The organism is Amycolatopsis iheyensis, assembly GCF_024703995.1.
In the GTDB taxonomy this organism is placed as follows: Bacteria; Actinomycetota; Actinomycetes; order Mycobacteriales; family Pseudonocardiaceae; genus Amycolatopsis; species Amycolatopsis iheyensis.
In genome coordinates, this window is record NZ_JAMXQV010000014.1 from 181,349 (window position 1) to 206,759 (window position 25,411).

At 72.4% G+C, this 25,411-nt stretch carries 23 protein-coding genes; 15 read left to right on the forward strand and 8 right to left on the reverse strand.

Annotated features, from left to right (window positions below; all coding sequences use genetic code 11):
* The first annotated feature begins 20 nt into the window (after nt 1-20).
* Nucleotides 21-875 carry a hypothetical protein gene (locus M8542_RS26190; protein ID WP_308210292.1) on the forward strand — a complete coding sequence of 285 codons (855 nt, stop codon included), beginning with the start codon at nt 21-23 and terminating at the stop codon, nt 873-875.
* A complete protein-coding gene (locus tag M8542_RS26195; RefSeq protein WP_257922888.1) occupies nt 872-1,507 on the forward strand; it encodes an IclR family transcriptional regulator in 636 nt (211 codons plus the stop codon). Before M8542_RS26190 ends, M8542_RS26195 begins: the two co-directional genes overlap by 4 nt.
* Here M8542_RS26195 and M8542_RS26200 read toward each other — a convergent pair.
* Together M8542_RS26200 and M8542_RS26205 are read right to left on the reverse strand one after the other, a co-directional pair.
* Complete coding sequence (locus M8542_RS26200; protein ID WP_257922889.1) at nt 1,504-2,151, reverse strand: DUF998 domain-containing protein; 648 nt, start codon at nt 2,149-2,151, stop codon at nt 1,504-1,506. The genes M8542_RS26195 and M8542_RS26200 overlap by 4 nt on opposite strands.
* Before the next feature lie 61 nt (nt 2,152-2,212).
* Nucleotides 2,213-2,800 carry a TMEM165/GDT1 family protein gene (locus M8542_RS26205; protein WP_257922979.1) on the reverse strand — a complete coding sequence of 196 codons (588 nt, stop codon included), beginning with the start codon at nt 2,798-2,800 and terminating at the stop codon, nt 2,213-2,215.
* 185 nt (nt 2,801-2,985) lie between these two features.
* On the opposite strand from M8542_RS26205, the gene M8542_RS26210 reads away from it, so the two are divergent.
* The 5 genes from M8542_RS26210 (at nt 2,986) to M8542_RS26230 (ending at nt 11,724) form a co-directional block, all read left to right on the forward strand.
* Nucleotides 2,986-3,978, forward strand: a complete 993-nt coding sequence (locus tag M8542_RS26210) for a S41 family peptidase (protein WP_257922890.1) — start codon at nt 2,986-2,988, stop codon at nt 3,976-3,978.
* 39 nt (nt 3,979-4,017) lie between these two features.
* Nucleotides 4,018-5,490, forward strand: coding sequence for a cytochrome ubiquinol oxidase subunit I (locus M8542_RS26215; RefSeq protein WP_257922891.1), 1,473 nt, complete (start codon nt 4,018-4,020; stop codon nt 5,488-5,490).
* A 413-nt stretch (nt 5,491-5,903) separates the two neighbouring features.
* A complete protein-coding gene (cydB, locus tag M8542_RS26220; RefSeq protein WP_257922892.1) occupies nt 5,904-6,911 on the forward strand; it encodes a cytochrome d ubiquinol oxidase subunit II in 1,008 nt (335 codons plus the stop codon).
* Nucleotides 6,908-10,393: a thiol reductant ABC exporter subunit CydD/CydC gene (locus tag M8542_RS26225; RefSeq protein WP_257922893.1), complete on the forward strand. Its 3,486-nt coding sequence runs from the start codon at nt 6,908-6,910 to the stop codon at nt 10,391-10,393. The genes cydB and M8542_RS26225 overlap by 4 nt, the downstream gene beginning before the upstream one ends.
* 74 nt (nt 10,394-10,467) lie before the next feature.
* Nucleotides 10,468-11,724 carry a GAF domain-containing sensor histidine kinase gene (locus tag M8542_RS26230; RefSeq protein ID WP_257922980.1) on the forward strand — a complete coding sequence of 419 codons (1,257 nt, stop codon included), beginning with the start codon at nt 10,468-10,470 and terminating at the stop codon, nt 11,722-11,724.
* Between the two features lie 212 nt (nt 11,725-11,936).
* On the opposite strand, the gene M8542_RS26235 is transcribed toward M8542_RS26230, so the two are convergent.
* Entirely contained in the window at nt 11,937-12,563 is a 627-nt protein-coding gene (locus M8542_RS26235) for a response regulator (RefSeq protein ID WP_043788689.1), read from the reverse strand.
* Nucleotides 12,564-12,777: 214 nt separating this feature from the next.
* Between M8542_RS26235 and M8542_RS26240 the strand changes: the two genes are divergently transcribed.
* Nucleotides 12,778-13,260: an excalibur calcium-binding domain-containing protein gene (locus tag M8542_RS26240; protein WP_257922894.1), complete on the forward strand. Its 483-nt coding sequence runs from the start codon at nt 12,778-12,780 to the stop codon at nt 13,258-13,260.
* Nucleotides 13,257-13,889, forward strand: coding sequence for a class F sortase (locus tag M8542_RS26245; RefSeq protein WP_257922895.1), 633 nt, complete (start codon nt 13,257-13,259; stop codon nt 13,887-13,889). Before M8542_RS26240 ends, M8542_RS26245 begins: the two co-directional genes overlap by 4 nt.
* Here M8542_RS26245 and M8542_RS26250 read toward each other — a convergent pair.
* A complete protein-coding gene (locus M8542_RS26250; RefSeq protein WP_257922896.1) occupies nt 13,886-16,138 on the reverse strand; it encodes a helicase-associated domain-containing protein in 2,253 nt (750 codons plus the stop codon). The two genes, M8542_RS26245 and M8542_RS26250, sit on opposite strands and share 4 nt — an antisense overlap.
* Nucleotides 16,139-16,152: 14 nt before the next feature.
* Nucleotides 16,153-16,926 carry a thermonuclease family protein gene (locus tag M8542_RS26255; RefSeq protein ID WP_257922897.1) on the reverse strand — a complete coding sequence of 258 codons (774 nt, stop codon included), beginning with the start codon at nt 16,924-16,926 and terminating at the stop codon, nt 16,153-16,155.
* Nucleotides 16,927-17,117: 191 nt separating this feature from the next.
* Here M8542_RS26255 and M8542_RS26260 point away from each other — a divergent pair, with 191 nt between their 5' ends.
* Genes M8542_RS26260 through M8542_RS26270 form a run of 3 tightly spaced genes read left to right on the forward strand, consistent with a single transcriptional unit; the run spans nt 17,118 to nt 19,448 of the window.
* Nucleotides 17,118-18,524 carry a 3'-5' exonuclease gene (locus M8542_RS26260; RefSeq protein WP_257922898.1) on the forward strand — a complete coding sequence of 469 codons (1,407 nt, stop codon included), beginning with the start codon at nt 17,118-17,120 and terminating at the stop codon, nt 18,522-18,524.
* A 10-nt stretch (nt 18,525-18,534) separates the two neighbouring features.
* Nucleotides 18,535-19,095: a P-loop nucleotide/nucleoside kinase family protein gene (locus M8542_RS26265; protein WP_257922899.1), complete on the forward strand. Its 561-nt coding sequence runs from the start codon at nt 18,535-18,537 to the stop codon at nt 19,093-19,095.
* Nucleotides 19,096-19,118: 23 nt separating this feature from the next.
* Nucleotides 19,119-19,448: a DUF3024 domain-containing protein gene (locus M8542_RS26270; RefSeq protein WP_257922900.1), complete on the forward strand. Its 330-nt coding sequence runs from the start codon at nt 19,119-19,121 to the stop codon at nt 19,446-19,448.
* Here M8542_RS26270 and M8542_RS26275 read toward each other — a convergent pair.
* Nucleotides 19,445-19,762: a nucleotide pyrophosphohydrolase gene (locus tag M8542_RS26275; RefSeq protein WP_257922901.1), complete on the reverse strand. Its 318-nt coding sequence runs from the start codon at nt 19,760-19,762 to the stop codon at nt 19,445-19,447. The two genes, M8542_RS26270 and M8542_RS26275, sit on opposite strands and share 4 nt — an antisense overlap.
* A gap of 134 nt (nt 19,763-19,896) precedes the next feature.
* Here M8542_RS26275 and M8542_RS26280 point away from each other — a divergent pair, with 134 nt between their 5' ends.
* The 3 genes from M8542_RS26280 to M8542_RS26290 all read left to right on the forward strand — a co-directional run bounded on the left by M8542_RS26280 (nt 19,897) and on the right by M8542_RS26290 (nt 23,997).
* Nucleotides 19,897-20,817 (forward strand): nitrate- and nitrite sensing domain-containing protein, encoded by a 921-nt coding sequence (locus M8542_RS26280; RefSeq protein ID WP_257922902.1) that lies wholly within the window; start codon nt 19,897-19,899, stop codon nt 20,815-20,817.
* An 88-nt stretch (nt 20,818-20,905) separates the two neighbouring features.
* A complete protein-coding gene (locus tag M8542_RS26285; RefSeq protein WP_372508601.1) occupies nt 20,906-22,243 on the forward strand; it encodes a hypothetical protein in 1,338 nt (445 codons plus the stop codon).
* 242 nt (nt 22,244-22,485) lie between these two features.
* Nucleotides 22,486-23,997, forward strand: a complete 1,512-nt coding sequence (locus M8542_RS26290) for a hypothetical protein (protein ID WP_257922903.1) — start codon at nt 22,486-22,488, stop codon at nt 23,995-23,997.
* 3 nt (nt 23,998-24,000) lie between these two features.
* On the opposite strand, the gene M8542_RS26295 is transcribed toward M8542_RS26290, so the two are convergent.
* Entirely contained in the window at nt 24,001-24,147 is a 147-nt protein-coding gene (locus M8542_RS26295) for a hypothetical protein (RefSeq protein ID WP_257922984.1), read from the reverse strand.
* Nucleotides 24,148-24,367: 220 nt separating this feature from the next.
* Nucleotides 24,368-25,300, reverse strand: coding sequence for a type I pantothenate kinase (coaA, locus tag M8542_RS26300; RefSeq protein ID WP_257922904.1), 933 nt, complete (start codon nt 25,298-25,300; stop codon nt 24,368-24,370).
* Nucleotides 25,301-25,411 lie beyond the last annotated feature (111 nt).

Below are 25,411 nucleotides of genomic sequence, written 5' to 3' on the forward strand. Positions count from 1 at the left end.
TGTCAGTCGTGTCAAGCGCTGTGGAACTCACGCCCCCCGGCCCCCGTGGAATTCCTCCCCTGTTCGCGAGGCTCGTCGACGACTCGGCGTTGTTCCCTCCGGGCGATGCGGCCATGCCCGAAGCCCTGCGCGCGCACTTCGCGAGCCGGGAGTCCGAGCACGCCGGTGTCCTGGGGGTTTTCCTCTGCCAGGCGTCCCGGCTGCCGGAGCTGATCACCGAGCTGATCAAGATCAAGCCGAAGCAGCCGCTGCCGCTTTCGCTGATCATCGACACCGGTCTCGGCGGGGTGCCGAAGGCGATCTCGATCGTCGAGTCGCGCAGCGAGCTGCTCGCGCTGCGGATGGTCGAGATGCCGGCGCCGTCGGACGTCGACGAGGTCTGGCTGGAGCGCGTCTCGGAGTTCGTCCCCGAGGACGTCATCCGGGTGGTCGAGCCGCGGCGCGGCGTCGGCTGGCTCGACGGCGTCCGCAAGGTGATCGAGCACGGCAGCTGGCCGAAGATCCGCTGCGGCGGCAAGGCGGGCGAGAACTTCCCCAACGTCGACGAGGTGGCGGACTTCCTCGCCGTCGTCAGCGGGTCCACCGGGGCGTCGTTCAAGGCGACGAACAGCCTGCACCGCGCGGTCCGGCACACCGACCCGGACACCGGGTTCGTGCACCACGGCTTCCTCAACCTGCTCGTGGCCTCCGCGCGCAGCCTCGCCGGCGGTGACGTCCGCGCGGCGCTGGAGTCGACCGACGCCGAAGCGCTGGCCGACGAGGCCCGCGGGTTGTCCGAGCAGGCCGCGAAGGCCGTGCGGGCGCTCTTCGCGTCGTACGCGGCGGCGTCGTTCGAGCAGCCGGTGCGCGACATGGGCGAACTCGGCTTGCTGTGACCAGCCGGGAGGGGTCGCTGACGCTCGACCGCGGCTTGGCGCTGCTGCAGGCGGTGGCCGACGCCGGCGGCGACGCGGCGACCATCTCCGAGCTGGCCGTGGCCATCGGGGCCAGCCGCGCGGCCGTCTACCGGCTCCTCGTGCCGCTGTCGGAGCGCGGGCTGGTCTGGCGGGACGGCACGAAGGTCCGGCTCGGTGTCGGCCTGCTCCGGCTGGCCGGGCAGGTGCTCCCGCAGCTGCGGGACGCCGCCGGCCCGGTGCTGCGCGAGCTGGCCGAGAAGGTCGGCGCGACCGCGCACCTGTCGGTCGCGCAGGGGACGCAAGCGCTTGCGGTGGCCGTCGTCGAGCCGTCGTGGACGAGCTTCCACGTCGCTTACCGCGTCGGCAGCCGGCACTCGCTGACGTCGGGCGCGGCGGGCCGGGCGATGTCGCTGCGCCCGGGCGGCGACGGCTGGGTGACGTCGACGGGTGAGCTGGAGGCGGGCGCGTCCGGCGTCGCGGCGCCGGTGCGTGGGGTGCCGGGGCTGAAGGCGAGCGTCGGGGTCGTCTCGCTGGAGCCGCTCAAGGCCGCCGAGGTGGGCCCTCAGGTCGTCGCGGCCGCCGGCCGACTGGCCGACATCCTGAAGGTCTAGCGCAGCGGCTTGACCATCGTCAGCAGCAGCGTGACGTCGATCGTGAACAGCAGCCGCTCGAACAGCCCCAGCGTGACCTCCTGGTTGGCCGGACCGAGCACGAGTGTCAGGACGAACCCGCCGAGCACGACGCCGATGCTGGCGAAGCTCGCCGTGGCCAGCCGCCGGATCGTCGTCCGGCGCGGCTCCCACGGGCAGCGCTCGCGGCCCTTCTTCGTCAGCACGAACGCGGCCGCGGGCAGGGCGACGAACGCCGTGAGCGCGGCGAGGTTGTGGACCTGCCCGGCCAGTGAGCGCGCCTGGCCGTCGGGGTCGACGGGCACGAGCCCGCACACGAGCAGTCCGGCCGACCAGACACCGAGCAGCACGCAGACGGTCGTGGTGCCCGGCCGGTGCGCCCGCGCGATGCCGGCGAGCAACGCGACCGAGCCGAACGACAGGGCCAGGCACATCACGCTGAACAGGGGCGCGGCCGAGGCCGAGCCGAGCTTGCCGTAGACGTACTCCGAGAGCGTCTGCCAGATCGGGCTGACCTGGCCGGACAGGCGCAGGTGCAGTTCGATCGAGATGGCCACGGCGAGGCCGATGCCGCCGAGCGCGATCCGGCCGTGCACCGGCGAGACCGCAGGCAGGGGCTTGTTCACCTGGCTTCCACCCTTTCGTTTCCGAAAGGTTACCCGGCGACCCTGTGAAAGAGCTGTCGGCTCAGAAGGCCAGCTGGATCAGCGCAAAAGCCGAGAAGCCGGCGAACACGAACCCGGCGCAACGCTGGATCAGCTTCGGCTTGATCCGGCTGCGGATCTTCGCGCCGATGAACACGGCCAGCCCGGCGACGATCACGAGCGCGGCGAACGCGCCGACGCCGACGGCGACCGGGTTGCCGATCCGGGCGGTGAGGCTCGCCGTCGCGAGCTGGGAGGCGTCACCCCACTCGGCGGCGAAGAGCACGCCGAACGACGTCATCGCGGAGCGCAGGAAGGACAGCGGTGCGGGGCCGACGCGCGAAGCGTCTTCGCCCGCTTCGTCGGCTTTGCTGAATCCCTCGCGAAGCAGCATGAATGCGCCGAGGCCGAACATGCCGGCGACCACCAGGGAAAGGACGAGATCGGGCAACAGCGTCAGCACACTGCCGAACGCGACCGCGATGACGCATTGCACGGCGAACGCCGCGCAGACCCCGGCGAATACCGGCCCACCCCGGAAACGGGTGGTCAGCACCAGGGTCGCCACGAGCGTCTTGTCCGGCAGCTCCACGGCGAGGACCAGGCCGAACGCGCTGATCAGCGCCACCATCGCGGAAGTCATGAGTCTTTTCGCCCCTTTCACTGCAACGATAAAGGGGTGATTCAGAAGACCGCAAGCTGATGGCATCCGCGAAATCGGCCGATCGGCAGCCATGAATTTGTCATCCAGCCGCGGCGCACAATTTATTTCGGTGTGCCGAAAATCCGATTGTGGCCCGGGGTAGGTTGACGGGCATGGGGTCTGAAGCGCGGGTAGCGCAGGTCAACGAGGTCATCCGCCGGCTGGACGCGCACTACGTGTTCCCGGACGTCGCGGCGAAGCTGGCGGAAGTGCTGCAGCAGCGGCTCGCCGAAGGTGCCTACGAGGGCCTCGAGGACGCGGAGTTCGCGACGCTCGTCACAACGGACCTGCAGTCGGTCAACGGTGACCAGCACCTGCGGCTGCGCCACCACGCCGACCCGGTGGCCGAGGACGGCGACGCGGCGATGAACTCCGACGCGTTCCGGATCGAGGCCGAGCTGGAGAGTTTCGGCGTCGCGGAGGTCAAGCGGCTGCCGGGCAACGTCGGTTACCTCGACACGACGCTGCTCTACCCGCCCGAGCTGGCGGGCCCGGCGATCGCGGCGGCGATGACCCTGCTCGCGGCCACCGACGCGCTGCTGCTGGACGTGCGCCGCAACCGCGGCGGCACCCCCGGAACGAGCGCGCTGCTGCAGACCTACCTCGTCGACGAGCAGGTGCACTACCTCGACATCTACGGGCGCGAGGGGCACCAGACGACGCAGATGTGGACGCTGCCGTACGTCCCGGGCCTGCGCTTCGGCGGCGCCAAGCCGGTGTGGGTGCTGACCGGGCCGCGCACGTTCTCCGGCGGCGAGGACCTCGCGTTCTCCCTCCAGCAGCAGGGCCGCGCGAAGACGGTCGGGGAAGCGACCCGCGGCGGCGCCCACCCGCGCGAGCAGTACAAGGTGGACACCTACCTCGACGTGACGGTGTCGATCGCGCGCTCGTTCCACCCGGAGACGGGGGAGAACTGGGAGGGCGTCGGCGTCCGGCCGGACCTCCCGGTGAACGCGGAGAAGGCGTTCGACACGGCGTACGCGCTGGCGCTCGAGCACGTGCTCTCGCTGGGGTCGGCCGGGCCGCGTCGCGTCGTCGCCGAGGAGGCCCGCGAGGCACTCGAGCGGGTGAAGGACGTTGGTCCCGGGAGGGACGGGACCGTTTGATCTGGCCGCCCCCACCGGCGCCGGAGCACGCTGGAGGGCGTGGAGGTCCTTGAGCTAGCGCGGTGGCAGTTCGGCATCACCACCGTCTACCACTTCCTGATGGTCCCGCTGACCATCGGGCTGTCGATCCTGGTCGCGGCGATGCAGACCCGCTGGGTCCGCACCGGCGATCCGCGGCACCTGAAGATGACCAAGTTCTGGGGCAAGCTGCTGCTGGTCAACTTCGCCATGGGCGTGGTGACCGGCATCGTGCAGGAGTTCCAGTTCGGGATGAACTGGAGCGCGTACTCGCGCTTCGTCGGCGACGTCTTCGGCGCGCCGCTCGCGATGGAAGGGCTCGTCGCGTTCTTCGTCGAGTCGACCTTCCTCGGCCTGTGGATCTTCGGCTGGGACCGGCTGCCGAAGAAGGTCCACCTGGCGTGCGCGTGGGCGTTTTCGCTGGCCACGATGGCGTCGGCGTACTTCATCCTGGCCGCGAACTCGTGGATGCAGCACCCGGTGGGCGTGACGTTCGAGAACGGCAAGCCGACCATGAACTCGATCTGGGCGGTGTTGACGAACAACACGGCACTGGCCGCGATCCCGCACACCCTGGCCGGCGCGTTCTCGGTGGCGGCGGCGTTCCTGGTGGGCGTCGGGGGCTGGCACCTGTGGCGGCGGCGCGGTCACGAAGACGTCTGGCGCTCGTCGGTGCGCCTCGGCGGCTGGGTCGGCGTCGCGGCGTTCGCGGTCCTCGCGATCACCGGTGACACGCAGGGCAAGCTGATGTTCGAGCAGCAGCCGATGAAGATGGCGTCGGCGGAAGCGCTGTGCCACACGGAACAGCCGGCGAGCTTCTCGATCATCGCGATCGGCGACGTGGCGGGCTCGAACTGCGAGGACGTCAAGACGTTCAACGTGCCGGCGCTGCTGTCGTTCCTGGCCCACAACGACTTCAAGACCGAGGTCAAGGGCGTCGAGGACCTGATCACCCAGTACCAGGCCAAGTACGGCACGAACTACCCGGACGACCCCGACCTGGGCTCGCTGGCGGGCAAGCCGATCGACTACGTGCCGAACCTCCCGGTGACGTACTGGGGCTTCCGCATGATGATCGGCTTCGGCGCGGTGTCGGCGGGCATCGGGCTGCTGGCCCTGTGGCTGACCCGCCGGAACCGCATCCCGACCGGCCGCTGGTTCCCCATGCTGGTCCTGGGCGGCATCGCGACGCCGTTCCTGGGCAACAGCGCGGGCTGGATCTTCACGGAGATGGGCCGTCAGCCGTTCGTGGTGGCCCCCAACCCGAGCGGCGTCGACGGGGTGTGGATGTTCACGGCCCAGGCGGTGTCGAGGTTGACGACGGGCGAGGTCTGGACGTCGCTGATCGCGCTGACCACGGTGTACGCGGCCCTGGGCGTGGTGGAGCTGTACCTGATGCGCAAGTACATCCGCGGCGGCATCGAAGCGGTGATGCCCCCGGAGAAGAAGGACACCGACGAGGCCGAGGGCGACACGCTCGCCTTCGCGTACTGAGGGGGCGAGATGCCAAAACCGCAGCTCAGCGGCTGTGCAGCAGCCCCCGCCCAGCCCGGCAGGGTTACGGCAAAGTCGTGTTGGTGCGGACCTGCTGGTGCGCGTTCTCCCGTTCCCGCTGTGCCGTTTCGGGTGGGTGATGGCCAGGTTGCCGACCTGCGCGTTCTTCTCACGCAGAGGCCAGATCCGAAGGGCGCGCAGTCGTTCACCGCGACCAGTGCCCGGGTCCAGCGCTGCACCGGCGGGGCGAGGCCGCGTGCGGTCGCGGTGGACGGCACATTGCCCCTCCCAGGGGCGCGTCTCCGAACCCAGCGTATCGGCTTGATCACTCCCACGGGTTACCCACAGCAAATCTGTGGACAACTCGCCCGGATGTGGATAACTCGCGGCGACCGTGCGAAAGGTGGGACCCGATGACCCTCGAGACAGTCTGGTTCGTCGTCGTCGCCTTCTTCTGGCTCGGCTACCTCTTCCTCGAAGGCTTCGACTTCGGCGTCGGCATGCTGCTGCCCGTCCTCGCGAAGGACAACACCGAACGCCGCGTCATGGTCAACACCATCGGGCCGGTCTGGGACGGCAACGAGGTCTGGCTCATCGTCGCCGGCGGTGCGATGTTCGCCGCCTTCCCCGGCTGGTACGCGGGCCTGTTCTCGGCCGCCTACCTGCCGCTCCTGATCGTGCTCATCGCCCTGATCGGCCGCGGCGTCGCCTTCGAATACCGCGGCAAGGTCGACTCCGACCGCTGGCGCCGCACCTGGGACCGCGTGATCATGACCGGCTCGTGGGTCGCGCCGCTGGGCGTCGGCCTCATCATCGCCACCACCGTCCTCGGCCTGCCCCTGGACGCCGAGGGCAACCGGGTCGGCTCCGCGTTCGCCGCCTTCCGCTGGGACACCCTGCTCGGCGCGGTCGCGATCGCCGCCTTCTCGATGACCCACGGCGCCGCGTTCCTCGCCCTCAAGACCAGCGGTGACCTGCGGGAACGCGCGCGCAGCCTGGCGCTCAAGCTGCTGCCGGCCGCGATGGTGCCGATCGTTGCCTTCCTGGCGATCGTCCAGTGGCGCGAAGGCACGTTGTGGACACTGCTCGCGTTTGGGATCAGTGCTCTCGCCGCGGCCGTCGCCTGGCTGCGGCTGCGTGCCGACCGCGACGGGCAGGCCTTCGCCGCGCTCGGCGTGGTCATCGCCGGGGCCGCGGTCGTGCTGTTCGGCGCGCTCTTCCCGAACGTCCTGCCCTCGACGCTCGACGCCGCGAACAACCTGACCATCGAAGGCACCGCGTCGAGCCCGTACACGCTGACGGTGATGACCTGGGTCGCCGTCTTCGGCGCGCCGGCCGTGCTGATCTACCAGGGCTGGACGTACTGGGTGTTCCGCAAGCGCATCGGCACCCAGCACATTCCGGCGGTCCACGCGCCATGACCAAGCTTCCCGGCCGCGCTCCTCTTCCCGCCTCGGAGTCCACAACGGACTCGGCGCGGCCGGGAAAGGGCCCGCTCGGCGCATTGCCGGCCCTCGTGCCTGCCGTGCGCCGGGCGCTCGCCCTCGTCGGCTTCCTGTCCTTCCTCAACGCCGCCGCGCTGGTGGCACAGGCGTTCCTGCTCGCCGACGTCCTCGCGGCGATCGTCGGAGCAGGGTCCGGGGGACGCACCGCCCAGCTGGCCGTGCTGCTCGCGCTCGTCGCGACGCGCGCGTTGACCGGCTGGGCGGTGCGCACGGTCTCCGCCCGCGCCGCCGCGACCGCGCAACGCGAGCTGCGCGCGCGAGCCGTCGACCACGCCCTGCGCCTCGGCCCGGAGTGGATCGCCCGCCGCGGCCACGGCGAGCTGACCGCGTTGACGACCCGCGGCCTCGACGCGCTCGACGCCTACTTCCGCGAGTACCTGCCCGCCCTGGTGACGGCGGCGGTCGTGCCGCTCGGCGCCGGCGCGGCGATCCTCTTCGCCGACTGGCCGTCCGGCGTGATCGTCGCGCTGACCGTGCCGCTGCTGCCGATGTTCGCGATCCTCGTCGGCAAGTACACCGCCGGCCGCGTCGCCGGCGCGACGGACGCGACGCACCGGATGTCCGAGCGGCTGCTGGAGCTCGTGCGCGTGCTGCCGGTGCTGACGGCGTTCCGGCGCGCGTCCGCGCAGGCCGAGACCGTCCGCCGGCTGTCGGAACGGCACCGCCGCGCGACGCTCAAGACGTTGAAGGTCGCGTTCTCCTCGGCGTTCGTGCTCGAACTGATCGCGACGCTGTCGGTGGCGCTGGTCGCGGTGGTGATCGGGGTCCGGCTCGCCGGCGGGCACCTGCCGCTGGCCATCGGGCTGGGCGTGCTGATTCTCGCGCCCGAGTGCTACCAGCCGCTGCGCGCGGTCGGGGCGGCGTTCCACGCCAGCGAGGACGGCGTCGAGGCGGTCCGGCGCGTCGCCGACCTGCTCGCGGTGCCCGCGCCCGCTGCCGGGAGCGCGGTCCCGGTCGGCCGTGACCTGCGGGTTTCGTCGCTGCGGGTGGCCCGGCGCGATGGCTTCGCCCCGGACGGCGAGACGTTCACGGTCCGCCCGGGCGAGACGGTCTGGCTCCGCGCGCCGAGCGGCGGCGGCAAGTCGACGACGCTCTCGGCACTGCTCGGCTTCGTCCCGGCGCACGACGGCGCCATCACGATCGGCACGACGGACCTCGCGGACGCCGGTCTCGAGCGCTGGCGCGAACAGGTCGCCTGGGTGCCGCAGTCGCCGGTGTTCACCGGCGGCACGGTCCGCGAGGAGATCGGCTCGGCTGCCCTGCTCGGCGAGCTCGGCCTGACCGGGCTCGCCGACCGCCCGGTGGCGAAGCTTTCGCTGGGCCAACGCCAGCGCGTCGCCGTCGCCCGCGCCCTGTGGCGGGTCCGGAACGGCGCGTGGCTGCTGCTCCTCGACGAGCCGACGGCGCACCTGGACGAGACCAACGCCCGCCTGGTGCTGGACGCGGTCCAGCGAGCGGTCGACAACGGCGCCGCGGCGATCATCGCGGCCCACGAGCGCACCGCGGCGGTCGACGTCGCACCGGACGCTTCCGAAGTTTCGGAATCGTCCACAGTGGACTCATTGGGGCGACCGCTCCGGTGGCGCGCCCTCTTGGACGGCCGCCTGTTCGGCGGCGCCGCGCTGGGTGCGGTGGCGCTCCTGGCCGGGGTGGCGCTGACCGCGACGTCGGGTTGGCTGATCGCCAAGGCGTCGCAGCAGCCGCCGATCCTGACGCTGACGGTCGCGGTGGTGGGCGTGCGCGCGTTCGGGCTCGGCCGCGCGGGGCTGCGGTACGTGGAACGCCTGGTCACCCACGACGCGGCGTTCCGCATCGCGGGCCGCCTGCGGGTGCGGCTGTGGAATTCCCTGGTTCGCCTCGGACCGGCGCGGAGCCTGCGCGCGGGCGAGGGGCAGCGTCGCTTGGTCGCGGACGTCGACACGGTGCGGGATCTGCTGCCCCGGGTGGTGTCGCCGCCGCTGGTGGTGACGCTGGTCGCGGCGGGCGCGATCGCGGTGCAGACGTGGGTGCTGCCGGCGGCGGGCCTCACCCTCGCGGCGGCGGTGGCCCTCGGGCTGTGCGCGCCATGGGTGGCCCTGCGCGCGGAACGCCGGGCGACATCGGCGCTGGCGGCCGGCCGTCGCGACGTGGCCGCGCGGGTGTTGGCGCTGTTCGAGGCGGCGGCGGAACTGCTGGCGTTCGGCAAGGCCCGCACCCACCGCGACGCCTTGGCCGAAGCCGACACACGCCTGGCGACGCAGGCCCGCCGGCAGGCGTTCGGCGCGGGAGCGGCAGAGGCCCTGGTGACACTGGTCTGCGGAGCGGCGACGATCATCAGCACGGCCCTGGCGGCGGCCGCGGTGACGGCGGGACGGCTCGATCCGGTGCTGGCGCCGCTGCTGGCGTTGGTGCCGCTCGCGCTGGCGGAGGTGCTGGCGCTGCTGCCGCCGATGGCGCAGCACTGGGACACGCTGCAGCAGGCCCGGCACCGCTTGGCTGCGGACGAGGTCGAGTCGTTGGCGCGGGTCGGTTCGTCGGGTCAGGGTGCGGGCCGGCAGTTGGGTCGCGGTGTGGTTGCGGGTGAGGGCGAGTCGTTGGCGCGGGTCGGTTCGTCGGGTCAGGGTGCGGGCCGGCAGTTGGGCCGCGGTGTGGTTGCGGGTGAGGGCGAGTCGTTGCCGCGGGTCGGTTCGTCGGGCCAGGGTGCGGGCCGGCAGTTCGGCCGCGGTGTGGTCGCGGGCGAGGCCGACTCATCGCCGCCGGTCGGCGACCGGCCTGGCCGGGGGCCGAGCGGGTCGGTCGGCGGCTCGGTCGAGTTGCGGGGTGCGGATCTCGGCTGGCCCGGTGGACCCGTGGTGCTGCGCGATGTCGATCTCGACCTGCCGCCGGGTACCTACGCGGCTGTCGTCGGCCCCAGTGGGGCCGGCAAGTCGACGCTGGTTGCCGCGTTGCTGGGGTTCCTTGCTCCTCGGCGGGGGCTGGTCGCCTTGCCTGATGCCGTTGCCTGGGCGCCGCAGGAGCCGATGCTGGCCGGGACCACCGTGGGTGAGAACCTCCGGCTGGCCCGGCCGACCGCCACCGACGACGAGCTTCGGGCTGTGCTGCACCTGGCCGCGCTCGACGAGGTCAGTCCGGCGACCCTGCTCGGCAGCGGTGGCAGTGGCTTGTCCGGTGGGCAGGCTCAGCGCGTCGCGCTGGCTCGGGCGTTGCTCGGGGCGCCGGACGCCGGGCTCGTGCTGCTCGACGAGCCCACCGCGCACCTCGACGAGCCGACCGCGCAGGTCGTGCGCGCGCGGCTGCGGGAGGCGCTCGCGGGACGGACCGTCGTGCACGTCACGCACCGCGCCGACGAGGCCGACGGCGCCGACCTGGTGCTCGAGGTCCGTGCTGGCCGGGTGGCCGCTCGGGTGCCGGTGCCGTGATCGATTCCCGAGGCTTTGCTTCACACAGCGTGCTTGCCTCGCCCTCGCGGCGGCGCGCGATAATGACGGAACTCATGGATCCGACGCTTGCCGCGCGGGCACTGTCCGCCGCCACCGAGATCACGAGCACCGCGCTGTCCGGCGATGACCCGGGAGCGGTGCTCGACACGGTCGTCGCCCGAGCGGCCGAGCTTGCCGACGCGGACCTGGGCCTGGCCATGGTCAGCGCCGAAGACGGCCGGGTGGTGGTCGAGGCCGCGCACTACACCACCGCCCACTACACCACCGCCCACGCAGGCGACGGTGTGCCAACCCAGCTCGCTGACGACGAGACCGAACCAACCGCAGGCGACAGCGCCGCGCCGGCCGCCGACGAACCGGACGCCGCCGCCCGTGAGTCCCTTCGTGGTCTCGCCCTTCCCGCTGACTCCGCGGCGGGACGCGTCGCGAGGGGTGGCGAACCCGTCGCCAGTGATGACTTCATCGTCGACCCGCGGACCGCGCCCTACGTTCCCGCCGAACTCCACGGCTATGGGCCCTTCGCCGCCGCTCCTTTCGGGTCCGGGGGGCGGGTTCTCGGTGCTCTCACCGTCTACCGGAAGCGGGGGCGGGAGCCCTTCTCCGCCGGGACCGTCGAGATGCTCGTCGCCTTCGCGGCGCAAGCCGGCGTTGTGCTCGCCCTGGCCGAGGGCGCCAACGCCCGCCACCGCGTCGCGCTCTACGAAGAGCGGGAACGCATTGCCCGGGAGCTCCACGACGTCATCGTCCAGCGGCTCTACGGCGCCGGGATGCAGCTCGACCGGGTTCGGCGCAACATGCGCAAGCGGTTCGCCCAAGCCGACGGTGCGCGCCTCTCCGACGCCATCGACCAGCTCGACCAGACCATCGAGGAAATCCGCGGCACCGTGCGCGCGCTGAGGTCACCGGAGCCTCGCCACGACACCGGCACGCCCACCGACCTCGCCGAGTCGGCGCGCGGCGAGGTCCGCATCGCCGGCGAGCTGCTCGGATACCCACCGACCCTGGAGTTGTCCGGCGAATTCGCCGACATCCCCGCAGAGCGCGCCGACCACATCCGGGCCGCACTGCGCGAAGCACTGTCCAATGTGGTCAGACACTCCGGCGCCAGCGAAACCCGCGTGACACTGACCAGGGACTCCGGTGGCGTCAAACTCCGCGTCCGGGACAACGGTTCCGGTGTTCCCCAAGGTGTCGCCACCCGTGGCCTGCGCCATCTCGCCGAACGCGCGGACGCCGCGGGCGGGAAGTTCTTCCTGAACTCCTCACCCAGTCTCGGCACGCTCGTCGCGTTCGACCTGCCGCTCGACTGACTCGGGCATCACCCTTCTCGGGTCATCCAAGCCTCCCTTCCTCGCCCTCGACCAAGCCCTCGACAACGATCTTACCGAAGGTTCGAACATATATTCGACTCACGTTCGAGTGAATCTGGTGCGAGGAAACCGCTGGTCGGCGTGGCGGACCGTGACGGTCGTTGAAAAGCTCGCCGCGAACGGCGGCTTGCGGCCGGGAAGCCTGCGGAGAGTTACTTTTCGCGGCGCGCGATCCAGGCGGCCGCCTGCGTCCGGCGCTGCATGCCCAGCTTCGCCAGCACGGACGTCACGTAGTTCTTGACCGTCTTCTCGGCGAGGAACAGCCGCTCGGCGATCTCGCGGTTCGACAGCCCCTGGCCGATCAGCTCCAGCACGTCGCGTTCGCGCTCGGTCAGCGTGGCCAGCTCGTCCGTCGGCGGGTGGCGCATCTTGTCCAGCACCCGCGCCGTGCTCACCGGGTCCAGCAGCGACCGCCCGGCCGCGACCTCGCGGACCGCGTTGACCACGTCCTGGCCGCGCACCTGCTTCAGCAGGTACCCGGCGGCGCCGGCCATGATCGCGCCGACCATCGCCTCCTCGTCGTCGAACGCCGTGAGCATCAGGCACGCCGGCGGGTTCGGCTTGGACCGCAGCTCCCGGCACAGCGTGATGCCGTCGCCGTCGCCGAGGCGGACGTCGACCACCGCGACCTCCGGCTCGACGTGCATCGCCACCGCCAGGGCCTCTTCGACGCTGCTCGCCTCGGCGACGACCTCGATGTCGGGCTCGTCGCCGAGGAGGTCGCGAAGCCCGCGGCGGACCAGTTCGTGGTCGTCGACGAGCAGTACCTGGATCGGCATCTCCCCAGGTTACGGGGTGCGTGCACGCCGTGGCGGCCACCCGTCGGCACCGTCACACCCGATTGCCCCGGCGAAATCGAGAAAGAATCACCGGCCACCGCGTTCTTCGTCAAACATTGGCATTTCCGGAAAATCGGAACAATCCGTAACAGCTCGGACGCGGCCGCGATAGTAACCAACGCAATCGCCCCATTCTCCTCGGAAAGGACTTCCGTTGTCCTTGTTTCGTCGTGCCCTGATCACGGCCGCCGCCGTCGCCGGGCTCGCCCTCGTCGGCCCCGTCCCCTTCGCCTCCGCGCAGCTCGCGGTCCCGCTCGCCGCCGACCGGGACTGCAAAGACTTCAAATACCAGGAAGACGCCCAGGCCGTTTACAACCAGGATCCCAGCGACCCCAACCGGCTCGACGAAGACAACGACGGCATCGCCTGCGAATCCCTGCCGCACCGGGCGCAGCAAAGCACCACCCCGACGTCGGAAAAGCCGACGACGAAGACGCACACCGCGCCGAAATCGACGACGACCAAGAAGCCCGCCACGACGGGCGGCCAGGTCAAGGTGAAGCCGGTCGGCGGCGTGGCCACCGGCGGCGGTGAGCCCGACGACGGCACCCCCGCGTTCCTCGTGCTCAGCGGCGCGGTGCTCGCCGCGGCGGCGTCCGGCGGCATGGTGCTTTACCTGCGCCGGCGCGCGAGTTGAGGCACCCACGCCTGTGGCCGGCGGTCACGGCGGTCGTCGCCGCGCTCGGGGTCGTCCTGGCCGTGGCCCTCGTTCTCGCGTTCTCACCCCGTGCGCAGGCGCCGGAGCAGGTCGCCCCGCCGAGCCCGGTCGCCGCGAGCACCTCGAGCGTCGCGACGGCGACCGGCCTGCCGGCCGCGAAACCGGCGTCCCTGAGCATCCCCGCGATCGGCGTCCGCGCCGACGCGATCAAGGACCTCGGGCTGACGCCGGAGGGCGAGCTCGAGGTCCCGGGCGACGCGAAGACGGTCGGCTGGTTCACCGGCGCGCCCTCGCCCGGCGAGGTCGGGCCGGCGGTGCTGGCCGCGCACGTCGACTACAAGCACGTGCCCGGCGCCTTCTCCCGGCTCAAGGACCTGCGGGCCGGCGAGCAGGCGAGGGTCGGCCGCACCGACGGCCGGACGGCGGTCTTCACCGTCTACCGCGTCGACCGCTACGCGAAGGCCGAGTTCCCGACGAACGAGGTGTACGGCGACACCGCCGAGCCCGAACTGCGGCTCATCACGTGCGGCGGCGCGTTCGACCACTCGAGCGGCAACTACCTCGACAACGTCGTGGTCTACGCGCGGCTCACCACCGTCGAGACCTAGGTCAGGTCGATCCGCGCGAGCTCGAGCCGGCGGTAGGCGCGCTCGCCGAGCGACCAGACGTCCAGCACGTCGCCGTCGAGCTCGGGGTACGCGATCACCAGCCGCGCGGGGCCGTCGTCCGCGCGGTACCGGACGTCCGCGGGGATGCCGGCTTCGAGCTGCCAGCAGAGCTGCTGCTGTTTCGGGGTGAGCCGCCCCGCGTAGCGGTCGCTCATCGCCCGCGCGAGCTGGCCGCGCAGCAGCGCCGGGCCGGTGGCCGGCACCGCCAGCAGCCGCTCGGCGTGGTCGAGCGGGCCGGGGCTCTCGTCCGGCTCGGCGTCGCGGACGACCGCCTTCGCCGGCGCCGCCGGTTCGCGGGACGGCAGCACGATGCTGCCGTCGGCGGCGTGCCGGGTCGGTGCGTAACCGGCTTCGCGCAACGCTTCGAGCGTGCCACTCGCGTCCACAGTGGACGTCAGCACGGTCGGCGCGACCGCGGTCAGGCCGAGCCGCGCGAGCTTGCGGTGCGCGGCCAGTTCGGCGAGCACGGCGGGCTCGCCGACGACGACGCTCGCGACGTCGACCACCCGGGCCTCGCCGTGCCGGCGCGCGACGTCGTTGACCAGGTACACCAGCGGCTGCGGCAGCTCGCCGGTGGCGATCGCGCGCAGTTCGCCGAGCAGTTCCGCGGCCGTCGAGCCCTGGTCGAACGCCCGCCGGACGGTCGCGGGGGAGAACCGCCAGCTCGTCGCGGTGCCCTGCGCCTCCCGGTCGGCGACGCGGTCCAGCGCCGCCGCGAGCCGGGCGTCGGGTGAGCCGGGCACGATCGCGGTCAGGTCGGTGCCGAACAACGCCGTCGTCCGCGCCCGCGCGACCAATCCGTCGGTGACCTCGACGAGCCCGGCCGGCCCGAGCAGGGCCCGCCCGGCCGCGGTGACGGCGCCGTGCGCGAGCACGCCGAGCAGCTCGGCGTCGGCCAGCGCTTCCCGGACGCACGCGGCGAAGTCCTCGGCCGGCAGGTTCGGCGCGTGCCATTCCGCGAGCTCGGTGAGCCCGCCGGTGATCGCGTCGCCGGGCGCCAGCCGCGCCAGGAGCCGCACGACCAGCCGCCGGAGGTGCGCCTCGACGTCGGTTTCGTGGTCGGGCGGCGGCGGTTCCCACCAGGTCGTCAGCAGCAGGCGGTAGAGCAACGCCGGCGCGGGCCGCGCGAGGTCGGGGTTCGGCACGAGCGTGGCCGGCCGCGCCTTCTGCCCGCGGCGCGGCACCGGCGGCTCGTCGGCGACCAGCAGCCCGGCCTGCGCGGCGAGGTCGATGGCCAGCCCGAGCTCCGCCGGCGTGCCCCCGGTGTCCTTGGCGATCTTCCTGACCAGCCGCGTGCCGATCGTGCCGTCCTTGAGCAGCGGGAGCGGCTCGGCGGCGGCCAGCTCGAGGACCGCCGACACGCGGTCGAGCAGCCGCAACGCGGCGGCCGACGAAGTGGCTTCGGCCGACTCGACGCCGATGTGCGTGGTCGTGCACTCGGGCTCGTCGGGGGTGAACGGCAGCTGGTGGCCGGGGCCGCGCAGGGCCAGCGCCACTTCGAGCGGCATGGCCGTGCTGCCGTAGTAGGTGGCGAAGACGAAACCGTGGTCGAACGCCCAGTCCCCGGTGGTGCCGAACGAGGGCACCCCGCTGACCTCGGGGACGCCGGCGGCCATGTCCAGCAACACTTTCCGGGCCGGCTCGGGCGCGCCGGCGAACAGTTCGCGGACGCGTTCGGCGTCCCGGTAGAACCGGTCGAGCTCCGCGCGCCCGGGCGGCAGGCCGAGGGCGCCCGACAGCTGCCCGAGGCGGGTCCTGCCCAGCTCGTCGAGCAGGTCCGCGACCGGGACCCCGAGCCCCTCGGACCGGAACACGGTGCGCTGCAGCAGATCCGGGAGCACGACCGTGTCGGAGTCGCGCCACACCAGCGCCCGGTCCACCAGACCATCCACAACGGACTCGACGGCGGCGGGCTCCGCGCCGAGCAGCCGCGCGGCGCGGTCGACGGGCACCGGCTCGCGGGTGATCGCGTGGCCCAGCTGGAAGGCCCGCAGGACCTGCAGGTGGGGTCGCGGCAGCGCGAGCAGGGCTTCGTTGACGGACGCGGCCGAGGCGAGCCGCGCCGCGACGACGTCGAGCCGCCGCGGCCACGGTTCGCGCAGCACGTCGGGCCGGTGGGCCAGAACGTTCGCCAGGCCATCCCGGTCGAGGGCGGCGAGCCTGCCGAGCAACTCGTCGGCGGTGGTCATCGGCCCAGGCTAGATCACCGTTCGCAGGCCACGCCGTCGCCGTCCCGGTCCAGCGCGGGCCGGTAGCCGGGTTCGCCGCGGTGCAGCGGCGCGGCGCCGGCGGCCTTCGCCGCGGTGCAGTTCTTGTAGTACGCGGCGGAGGTGTCGGGTTCCGGCGCTGCTTCGGTGGTCTCGACGACCGGCGGCGGCTTCGGGGCGGCCTTGGTGGCCGGCGCCGCGGGCGCCGGCGCGGGGGCCGGGGCGTCGATGGTCCCGTGGCACGGCGACCCCCACAGCCCGCTCGCGGCTTGCTTCGCCGTGTTTTCGGCGGCCTCGAGCCCGGACTGCGCCGCACTCGCCACGTATTTGAGATAGCCGCTTTGGAGCGCGAGCGCCGCGTAATCCTGACCGTCGGCGAGGGTCAGCGTGACACCCTGCGCCGTTTCCGCGCCGAGCGTCACGGCTTTGCCGGAAAGCGTGGCGAGCGCCCAGGTCTGCGATTCCGTCCAGTAACACCCGGTGTTGACGACCGGCGCGACGACGCCGAGCACACGCACTGTCCGGGTGGTGCCGTCACTGCCGTTCACGACGACAGTCGCGCCGTCCGTCACCGTCGCGACGGTGTAGGTCACGGCGACCGGCGTCGGCGTCGGGGACGCGGAGGTGCTGGTCGGCGGCGGTGTCGGCGAGGCCGGAGCCGCGACGGACACCGGCTCGGGCGTCGGTGACTTCCCGAAGACCGCCCCGAGCACGAACAGGACGCCGAAGGCGGCCAAAACGATCTTCAGCCAGTTCGGAAAGCGTTTCATCCCGGGATTCCTCGTTCCTCGACGGACGTGCCGACGGTGTACTCGGGAAAGCTCCCGCCCTTGTTACGCCCGGGGTCGTGATCGACCACCAGTCGTTATCCGGCGGAATGTTGCCGTCACGATCTCGTCACGAACCGCGGTTCGACGCGGAAAAGGTGTCACAACCGCGGCCGCGGGAACGACCAGCGGGCGTGATCGAATCCCTCCCGTTGCTCGGCGCCGGCGGCCATTCCACGGCGGGCGTCGACTTCACCGCGCTGGAGATCCGGACCACCGGCCTGCGGCCCGGCCACGTCGTCGAGCTCGCCGCGGTGCGAGTCCGCGCCGACGGTTTCGTCGTCGGCGAGCTCTCGACGCTGGTCGATCCCGGGCCCGGGATCCCGCCCGGGCCGGCGGTCGTGCACGGCATCACGCGCGAAGACCTCGACGGCGCGCCGGCGTTCGGCGCCGCCTTGGGCTCGCTGCTGAACCTCTGCCGCGGCAGTGTCGTCGTGACGCACGATCTCCCGCTCGTCGATGCCTTCCTGCGCCACGAGGTGACGCGGATCGGCGCGCGGGTGCCCGTGCTGCCGGGCGTCGGCACCCTCGCCGCCGCGCGGGCCGCCCTGCCGCTGCCCAACTACCGGCTCGCCACCGTCGCGCACGCGTTCGGGATCGCGGCCCGGCCCGGGCCGTCCGCCCTGTCCGGGGCGCGGACCGTCGCGCAGCTGGCCGTCGGCCTGTTGGGCCGGCACGGGTTCACCTTCGCCGTGCCGCCCGTTCCGCCGGCCCTGCCGCAGTTCGCCGTGGGGCCGGTGCGGCCGCGGCCCGAGGAGCCACTGGACGAGCCCGGCTGGATGGCCGAAGCGCTCGAGCGGGTCGTGGCCGGCCAGGGCGGGGACGCGTACCTGGACCTTCTCGCCGGTGTCGTCGCCGACCAGCACCTGACGGCGGACGAAGTGGCCGAGCTGGCCGCGCTCGCCGCCGAGGCCGGCTGGCCGGCCGACCGCGTGCGCGCCACGCACGAGCGGTTCGTCGTGGCCGTGCGGGAGATCGCCGAACGGGACGGCGTCGTGACCGCGGCCGAGGCCCGCGAGCTGCGTCAGGTGGCCACCGCGCTCGGCGTCGGGGAAGCCGGTGACCTGCGGCCCAGCACGGCCGGGAAGCCGACGCGGGTCCTGGTGCTCGGCACCACCGTCGCGGCGGACCGGCTGCGGGCGCGGGTGCTCGCCGAGGGCGTCAAGCCGGCCAAGAAACTGACCGCGAGCGTCACGCACCTCGTGGTCGACGCGACGGTGCCGGTGAACGAGCCCCGGCTGACCCGCGCCGCCGAGCTGGGCGCCGTCGTGCTCGACGTTCGCGCCGCGCCGGTCGAGCTCGGGTTCGAGCCGCCGCCGGCGCCGCGGCCAGTCGTCGTCGCGCCGGACCGGACCGCGGCCGTCGTGGGTGGGCGGCTCCTGATGGGTGTCGGGCTGCTGCTGATGTTCATCGTCGTCGTCGCCATGTTCGCCGGGTCGACGCTGGGCGCGGGGATCTTCCTGGCCGTGCTCGGGGTCGGCGCGCTGCTCGGGGGCTGGTGGATCGCCGAACCCGCGCCGCCGCGCCCCGGACTTCGGTAGCGTCGGCCGGGTGCCACGACTGATTCACCTGAACGGGCCGTCCGGGATCGGGAAGTCCACCATCGCCCGGTCCTACGCCGAGCGGCACCCCGGGGTGCTCAACCTCGACACCGATCACGTCGTGCGGCTCATCGGCGGCTGGCGCGACACCTTCTTCGAGACCTTCAAGGCCGCGCAGCTGCTCACCCGCGCCATGGCCGAAACGCACCTGCGGACCGGGCACGACGTCGTCATGCCGCAGCTCGCGACCCGGGTGGCCGACATCGCTCCCTTCGAGGCCGCCGCGGCCGAATGCGGCGTCGAGTACCGGGAAATCCTGCTCACCGCCGCCAAGCCGGCCGCGCTCGAGCGGTTCGCCGGCCGGGTCGCCGACGGCGACGCCGAGACCAAGGGGATCGACGACGTCGTGCAGGAGCGGGGTGGCACCGCGATCGTCGGCCGGATCCACGACCAGCTCGCCGCCTACCTGCCGCTGCGGCCGCACTGCGTCGTGGTGCCCACCGACGGGCGGGTGCCCGAGCAGACCTACGAAGACGTCGTCGCCGCGCTCGCCCCCGTGCGGCGCGGCTGAGCCGGTCCGGTTCACTGGTCCGCATGGCGGCACTCCCCGAATTCGCGCTGCGGCAGATCGAACGCTGGTGCGCCCAGCGCGTGCCCGCGCGCCTGCGGGACCAGGTCCGGGTCGAGTGCCGCACGCGCGGCCGGTCGGTCACCATCGTCGAGCGCCGGTCGCCGGAAGCCGGGACCGAGTGGACCGAGCAGAAGATCGCGCAGCTGCGGCTCGACGAGTTCGGTATCTGGTCGGTGCGCCGGCCCGATCGCAACGGGCGGTGGCTGACCTACCCGGACGCGCCGGTCGCCAGCTCGCCACCCGCGCTGCTGGCCGAGATCGACCGCAACCCGGACGGCATCTTCTGGGGCTAGGCCGGGGGCGGGAACCGCAGCTCGTTGCGGTCGATCTTCGCGTGCGCCGCGGCCGCCAGGTCGACGCCGAGGCGGTCCGCCAGCTGCAGCAGGTAGAGCGTGACGTCGGCGATCTCGTCCAGGACGTTCGCCTCGAGCGCCGGGTCCTCGCGCCAGGCGTCCGACTCCTCCGGCGTCAGCCACTGGAACAGCGACGTCAGCTCGCCGGCTTCGCCGGACAATGCCATCACGAGGTTCTTCGGGGTGTGGTACGGCTCCCAGGAGCGGGCCGCCGCGAAGTCCCGCAGCCGCTGGGTCACGTCGTCGAAGGTCACGACGTCGATTGTCCTCGACGGTCACGGTGCGCTAACGGCCGTATGGCGGACTGCCGTTGACCGGTGAATCTCTCACTCAATAGGTTGACCACCGTCGGGATGCTTGCGGGGCTTGAGGCTGGGAAAGGAACGTCTTGAAGTACCTGCGATCCGTCCGCGGCCGCATGCTGTGCATCGCGTTCGTCCCGGGTGGCGCGCTCGTCGTCGTGGCCGTCGTGATCGCCGTTTTCCTGATCCACCAAGCGAACCGCGCGCGTGACGGCGCCGTCGAGACGGCGGCCGCCGCGGACCGCACGGCCCGGGCCGTGGTCGCCCTGCAGGCCCAGCGCGGCGAGGCGATGGCGGTGCCCGACCACCGCACCGAGGCGTACGCGAATTTCACCCAGCGGATCGACACCGCGATCGCCGCGCTGCGCGACGTCGCCCGCCACGCGCCGGACGCCGAATCCGGCTACCAGCAGACCACGGCCGTCGAGCTGCTTTCCGTCGCCGAAGGCATGAACCGCGCCGATTCCCTCGCCCTGGCGGGCCTCGACACCGTGACGCGCAAGCCGTTCGCCGCCGCGGTGGCGACCTACCGGGCCGAACTGGACCGGCTCGCCCCGCAGCTCACCGAGAGTGGGCGGCTGGCGTACGAGTCGCTCACCCGTGGCGCCGACTGGAGCAGGCTGACCGCCGCCGAGGACGCACTCGCCGCCGCCGAACCGTTGCCCGTCCCCGAGTCCGTGTGGCGCAGTGCCGCTTACGCCGTCTCACAGCAGCTCGGCCTGCTGTACTCGCAGCAGAGCCAGTACGCCGTGCAGTTGACCCTCGACGACGGCCGCCGCACCCTCGCCGGCGCGCTCGCCGCGAGCACGGCGTTGCTGCTGTGCGCCGCGCTCCTGCTCGTCGTCGTGCGCCGGCTGGTGGCGCGGGTGCCGGTGCCGGTCGTCCCGATCATGGTGCCGACGGTCCGCGCGACCATCCCGCGACCCCGGCACGCACGGTCACGACGGCCGCGCGTGCCCGAGCCGTGGCCGCTGAAAGCCGTGCTCGACGACCTGCGCCGCCCGTGAGCGCGTCACCGAGAGTCACGGATTACGCCGAAAAGAGCACGCTGTTGGCCCACACGCCAGCTTGCCGGGGTCGGGCAGACTAGTGCCCGTGAGTCCCCACTCGGATCTTCGTCCCTACCTGCGCACTTTGGGCGCGGAGACGCTGGCGGACCTGCTGCACGCCCAGGCGGAGCGCGACCCCGAGCTGCGGCACACGCTCGAACTGCGCGCCGCCACCCAATCCGGTGACGTCAGCGAGGCGCACCGGCTGCTCGACACCGCGGTGACCGACGGGAACGGCGAGTACACCGCGAAGATCGGCGCGGTCCTCGACACGCTGCAGCGGATGCTCGACGCCGGCAGCCGCGCCGACCTGGCGCCGCTGGCCCGCCGCACGGTCGACGACGTCAGCGAGGTGCTCGAGCAGTCCGGAGACCACACCGGCGACCTCGGCGAACGGCTGGACCGGGCCGTCGAGCTCTACGCCCGCGCGTGCGCCGCCCGGCCACCGGACCCGGAGAAGCTGGCCGACTGGATCCTCGAAGTCGAGTTCGACGGGCCCGGCCGCCCGGCGATCGACCTGGCCGACTTCGCGACGGCGCTGGGTGAGCCCGGCCTGCGCCGCATCAAGTCCACTGTGGACGACGTGCTCGCGGCGAGCGGCCCCGGCCACCGCCGGGAGGTGGCCGAGGGCCTGCGCGAACAGCTGGCCGAGGTGCTCGGCGACGTCGACGAGCTGGTCGCGATCCTGTCCGCCAAACCGCCGCGGCGCGAGATAAGCCTCAAGATCGTCCGGGTGCTGCGGGCCGCCGGGCGGCACAGCGAGGCCATCGCGCACGCCGCCCGCGCGCTCACCCAGGACAAGAACCCGAAGCCGCCACCGCCACCGCAGCAGTCACCGCCCGACGACGAAACTTCCCGGCGCCGCCAGGCGTTCGACGCCGAGCCGGGCCGCGAGACGTACACCGCGCTGCGCGAAGCCGCGACGGCCGACGGGAAATGGCCCGCGCAGCGCCGGGCCGCGCTGGTCCGCCTGCGCGAACGCGCCGCGGAGGGCGGAGCCGACGAGCTGGCCCGCGTCCTGCTCGACGACGGCCGTCCCGACGAGGCCTGGCGCGCCTGCGTGCGCTTCGGGGCCTCGCCGGAGCTGAAGCGGGAGCTGGCCGAGCAGCGGGCCGCGGAGCACCCGGCCGAGACGATCCCGGTGTTCCGCGAGCACGTCGAGGAGCTCATCGAGCACAAGGACCCGGCGGCCTACCAGGAGGCCGCGCGGCGGCTGAAGCTGTTGCGCACCTTGCACAAGCGCGCCGAAACGCCGGACGAATTCACCGCTTACCTCGCTTCGCTGGTGGAAACCCACCGGCGGAAAACCCGTCTGATCACGGAAATCCGCACCGCGCGGATCGCTTTGCCGAAGGCCGTAACCAACTCCCGAACACCTCGTTGACCGGATTGAACCGGTGATTCACGTGCACCGGGACATCGAAGGCCCGCCAAGGCGATGACGCCTCTGGCCAGCGATGTCGCGGTGGCCCTGTTCCGCCGTCCGGCTCGGCGCCTCCCCGTCGAGCACCCGGCGGGACCCGCGCCAGGGCCACCGCGACCAGCTCTGTGACATCCGGGGCTTCGCCCCGGGCCGGGGGCTCCGCCACCCGGAACCCCCGAGAGCCCGCGTGAAACGATGTCTCCATGAGCCCGGTCAGTCGCGCCCGCAAGAAACCCCAGCAGCCCGTCACCCACAGCGTGACCGGCCTGTTCAAGGACATCCTGAACGACTTCTCCGCGCTGGGCGCGGACCCCGCTCCGGTCGACGTCGAGCTGCTCGCCTCCGAGGTGCTCGGCCAGTTCCACGACGTGCCGCTCGAGGACGGTGAGGAGTCCGTCGCCTGCGAGCTCATCGCTTTCGCGCAGCGCAAGATCACGCCGGGCGCGGCGGCGCTGCTGGCCGCGCTGAAGGTCGTCGCGGAGCAGGACGTCGAGCGCAAGGCCGCCGACGACGGCCTGCAGGTCGTCCTCGGCCGCGGCATCCCCGCGCCGGACTGGGCCGGCGCGCTGGGCCGGGTCACCGCCGGCGAGTGCTGGCGCACCGGGGACGTCTACGGCGACGAGTCGTCCCTGCTCTGCGTCTTCGCCCACGACGACCAGGTCCACGGCCTGCTCGCCCTGCTCGACTTCACCGAGGGCGGCCGGGTGCGCGACCTCGTCGTGATCGAGCAGCCCGCCGACGTCCTCGCCGAGATGCGCGAGCAGGCCGAGGCCGACCCCGAGCTGGTCGTACTGGAGGCGGTCGACCCCGCCGAGGCGCACCGCCTGATCGCGGACGGCCTCGCGGCGACCGACCACCTCGACGAGGCCGACGTCAGCGAGGACTACGCGCGCTTCCACGCCGTCGCGCTCCTGTGGAGCCGCGCGCTGCCCGAGCCCGCGCTCGTGCCCGAGGTGGCCGCGTGGACCGAAGACGAACGCGCCGCCGTCGTCGAGCAGTTCGTCGCGGCGAGCGGCGAAGAAGCCGACGCCGCCCGCGCCATCGGCAGCCTGCTCCTGGAGCACGGCCTGCGGACCGACCCGGCGAACCCGCTGCGCGTCGGGCCGGAGAAGATCGCGCGCTTCCTCGAAGGGCTGCTGGGCGAGGAGTTCGAGCTCGACGCCGACCACGAGGACGCCGTCGAGCCCGTGGTCCTGGCCTGGGTGCAGTGGTCGGCCGAGCGGGCCGGGCTGACCGAGACCGCGGTCGCGGCCCTCGACGAGGCCGTCGCCGACTACCTGAGCGAGTACAACGACGACGGGGACGACTCGCCGCTGGAGCGCTACTTCGGCGACATCGGCGAGCTGGCCCCCAGCGAGCTGGCCGACGCGTTCGAACGCCGGATGTTCGCGGTGCCGTCGCTGACGGCGGAGATCGACGAGGAAGAGGTCGACCTCGACCCGACCGACCCGGACCAGCGCCGCGCGCTCGTCATCAGCGCGGCCGACGAAGACGAGGAAGAGCAGCGGCTGATCCTGCGCGCGACCGTCGTCGACCAGCTGTGGGACGACGAGCCGGTCGAAGCCTGGCAGGCCGCGCAGCGGCTGCAGGAGGGCGAGCTCGAGCGCGACGAGATCTTCGACCAGCTCATCGACGCGCTGGAAGGCACCCTGCTGGACTCGGAAACGCTCGAATACGACGCCGACGCCTACGTCGAGGCGCTCACCGAACTCTGACGGCTACGGGAGGGGGCCCGCCGGCTCGGCGGGCTTTCCCTTGCGCCGGCGCTCCTGCAGCCGGTCGTCGAAGTCGACGACGAACGTTCCGGCGGCCATCGCGATCAGCAGGACCAGACCGAGCACCGCACCGACCCACGTAAGCACCATCGCGAACATCGTGGGCCTCCTCCCCAGCTCAGAGCCGTTTTCCTGACTCCTTCAGGGTCGCTTCCGCGTGGCGGTACCGGTATCGGCCAACCGGTTACGGCACCTCGGCCGATCGGCCGGGTTCTGGCGCGGAGAGTCGCGAAGAGGCAACGAACCGTGCCCGGTCGTTCGCCCAGCGTTCACCTGAGACGCATGTGGGTGATGGGTGGCGTAACCGGTCTCAGAGCTTGCGCAGCCGCACGCGGTTGATCGTGTGGTCGGCGTCCTTGCGCAGCACCAGCGTCGCCCGCGGCCGGGTCGGCTTGATGTTCTCCATCAGGTTCGGCTCGTTGATCGAACGCCACAGGTGCCGCGCCTCGGCGCGGGCCTCGTCGTCCGGCAGGCCGGCGAAGTGGTGGAAGTGCGACGCCGGGTCCGCGAACGCCGTGTGCCGCAGCTCCAGGAACCGCTCGATGTACCAGCGCTGGATGTCGTCGGTGTGCGCGTCGACGTAGATCGAGAAGTCGAAGAGGTCGGACACCATCAGCCGCGGCCCCGGCTGGAGCACGTTCAGGCCCTCGAGGATGAGGATGTCCGGCTGCTGCACCACCTGCTCCTGGCCGGGCAGGATGTCGTAGGCCAGGTGCGAGTACACCGGCGCGGCGACGCGCTCGGCGCCCGACTTGACCTCGGTGACGAACCGCAGCAGCGCGCGGCGGTCGTAGCTCTCCGGGAAACCCTTGCGGTGCATGATCCCGCGCCGCATCAGCTCGGCGCGCGGGTACAGGAAGCCGTCGGTGGTGACCAGGTCGACGCGGGGGTGGTCCGGCCAGCGGGCGAGCAGGGTGCGCAGGATGCGGGCGGTGGTCGACTTGCCGACCGCCACGCTCCCGGCGATGCCGATCACGTACGGGACCTTCGTGTTCCGGCAGTCCTCGCCGAGGAACGTCGTGGTGGCTTCGTAGAGCCGCTGGCGCGCGGCGACCTGCAGGTTGATCAGGCGGGACAGCGGCAGGTAGACGTCGGCGACCTCGGCCAGATCGACCTGCTCGCCGAGACCCCGCAGGCGAAGCAGCTCCGCGCCCGTCAGCGGCAGTGGCGTGGAACTGCGCAGTTCTTTCCATTGTTCCCGGTGCAGCTCGACATACGGGCTGAGTTCGCGGACCCGGGTCATCGCACACTCCTCCGGCCGTCGCCTGCGCTGGCGGACGTTTCTCCTGCGCGATCAACGGTAGGGCTTACTCGCGGTGAACGCCCTGTGATCTAGTCCACCCCCTGTTTTCGG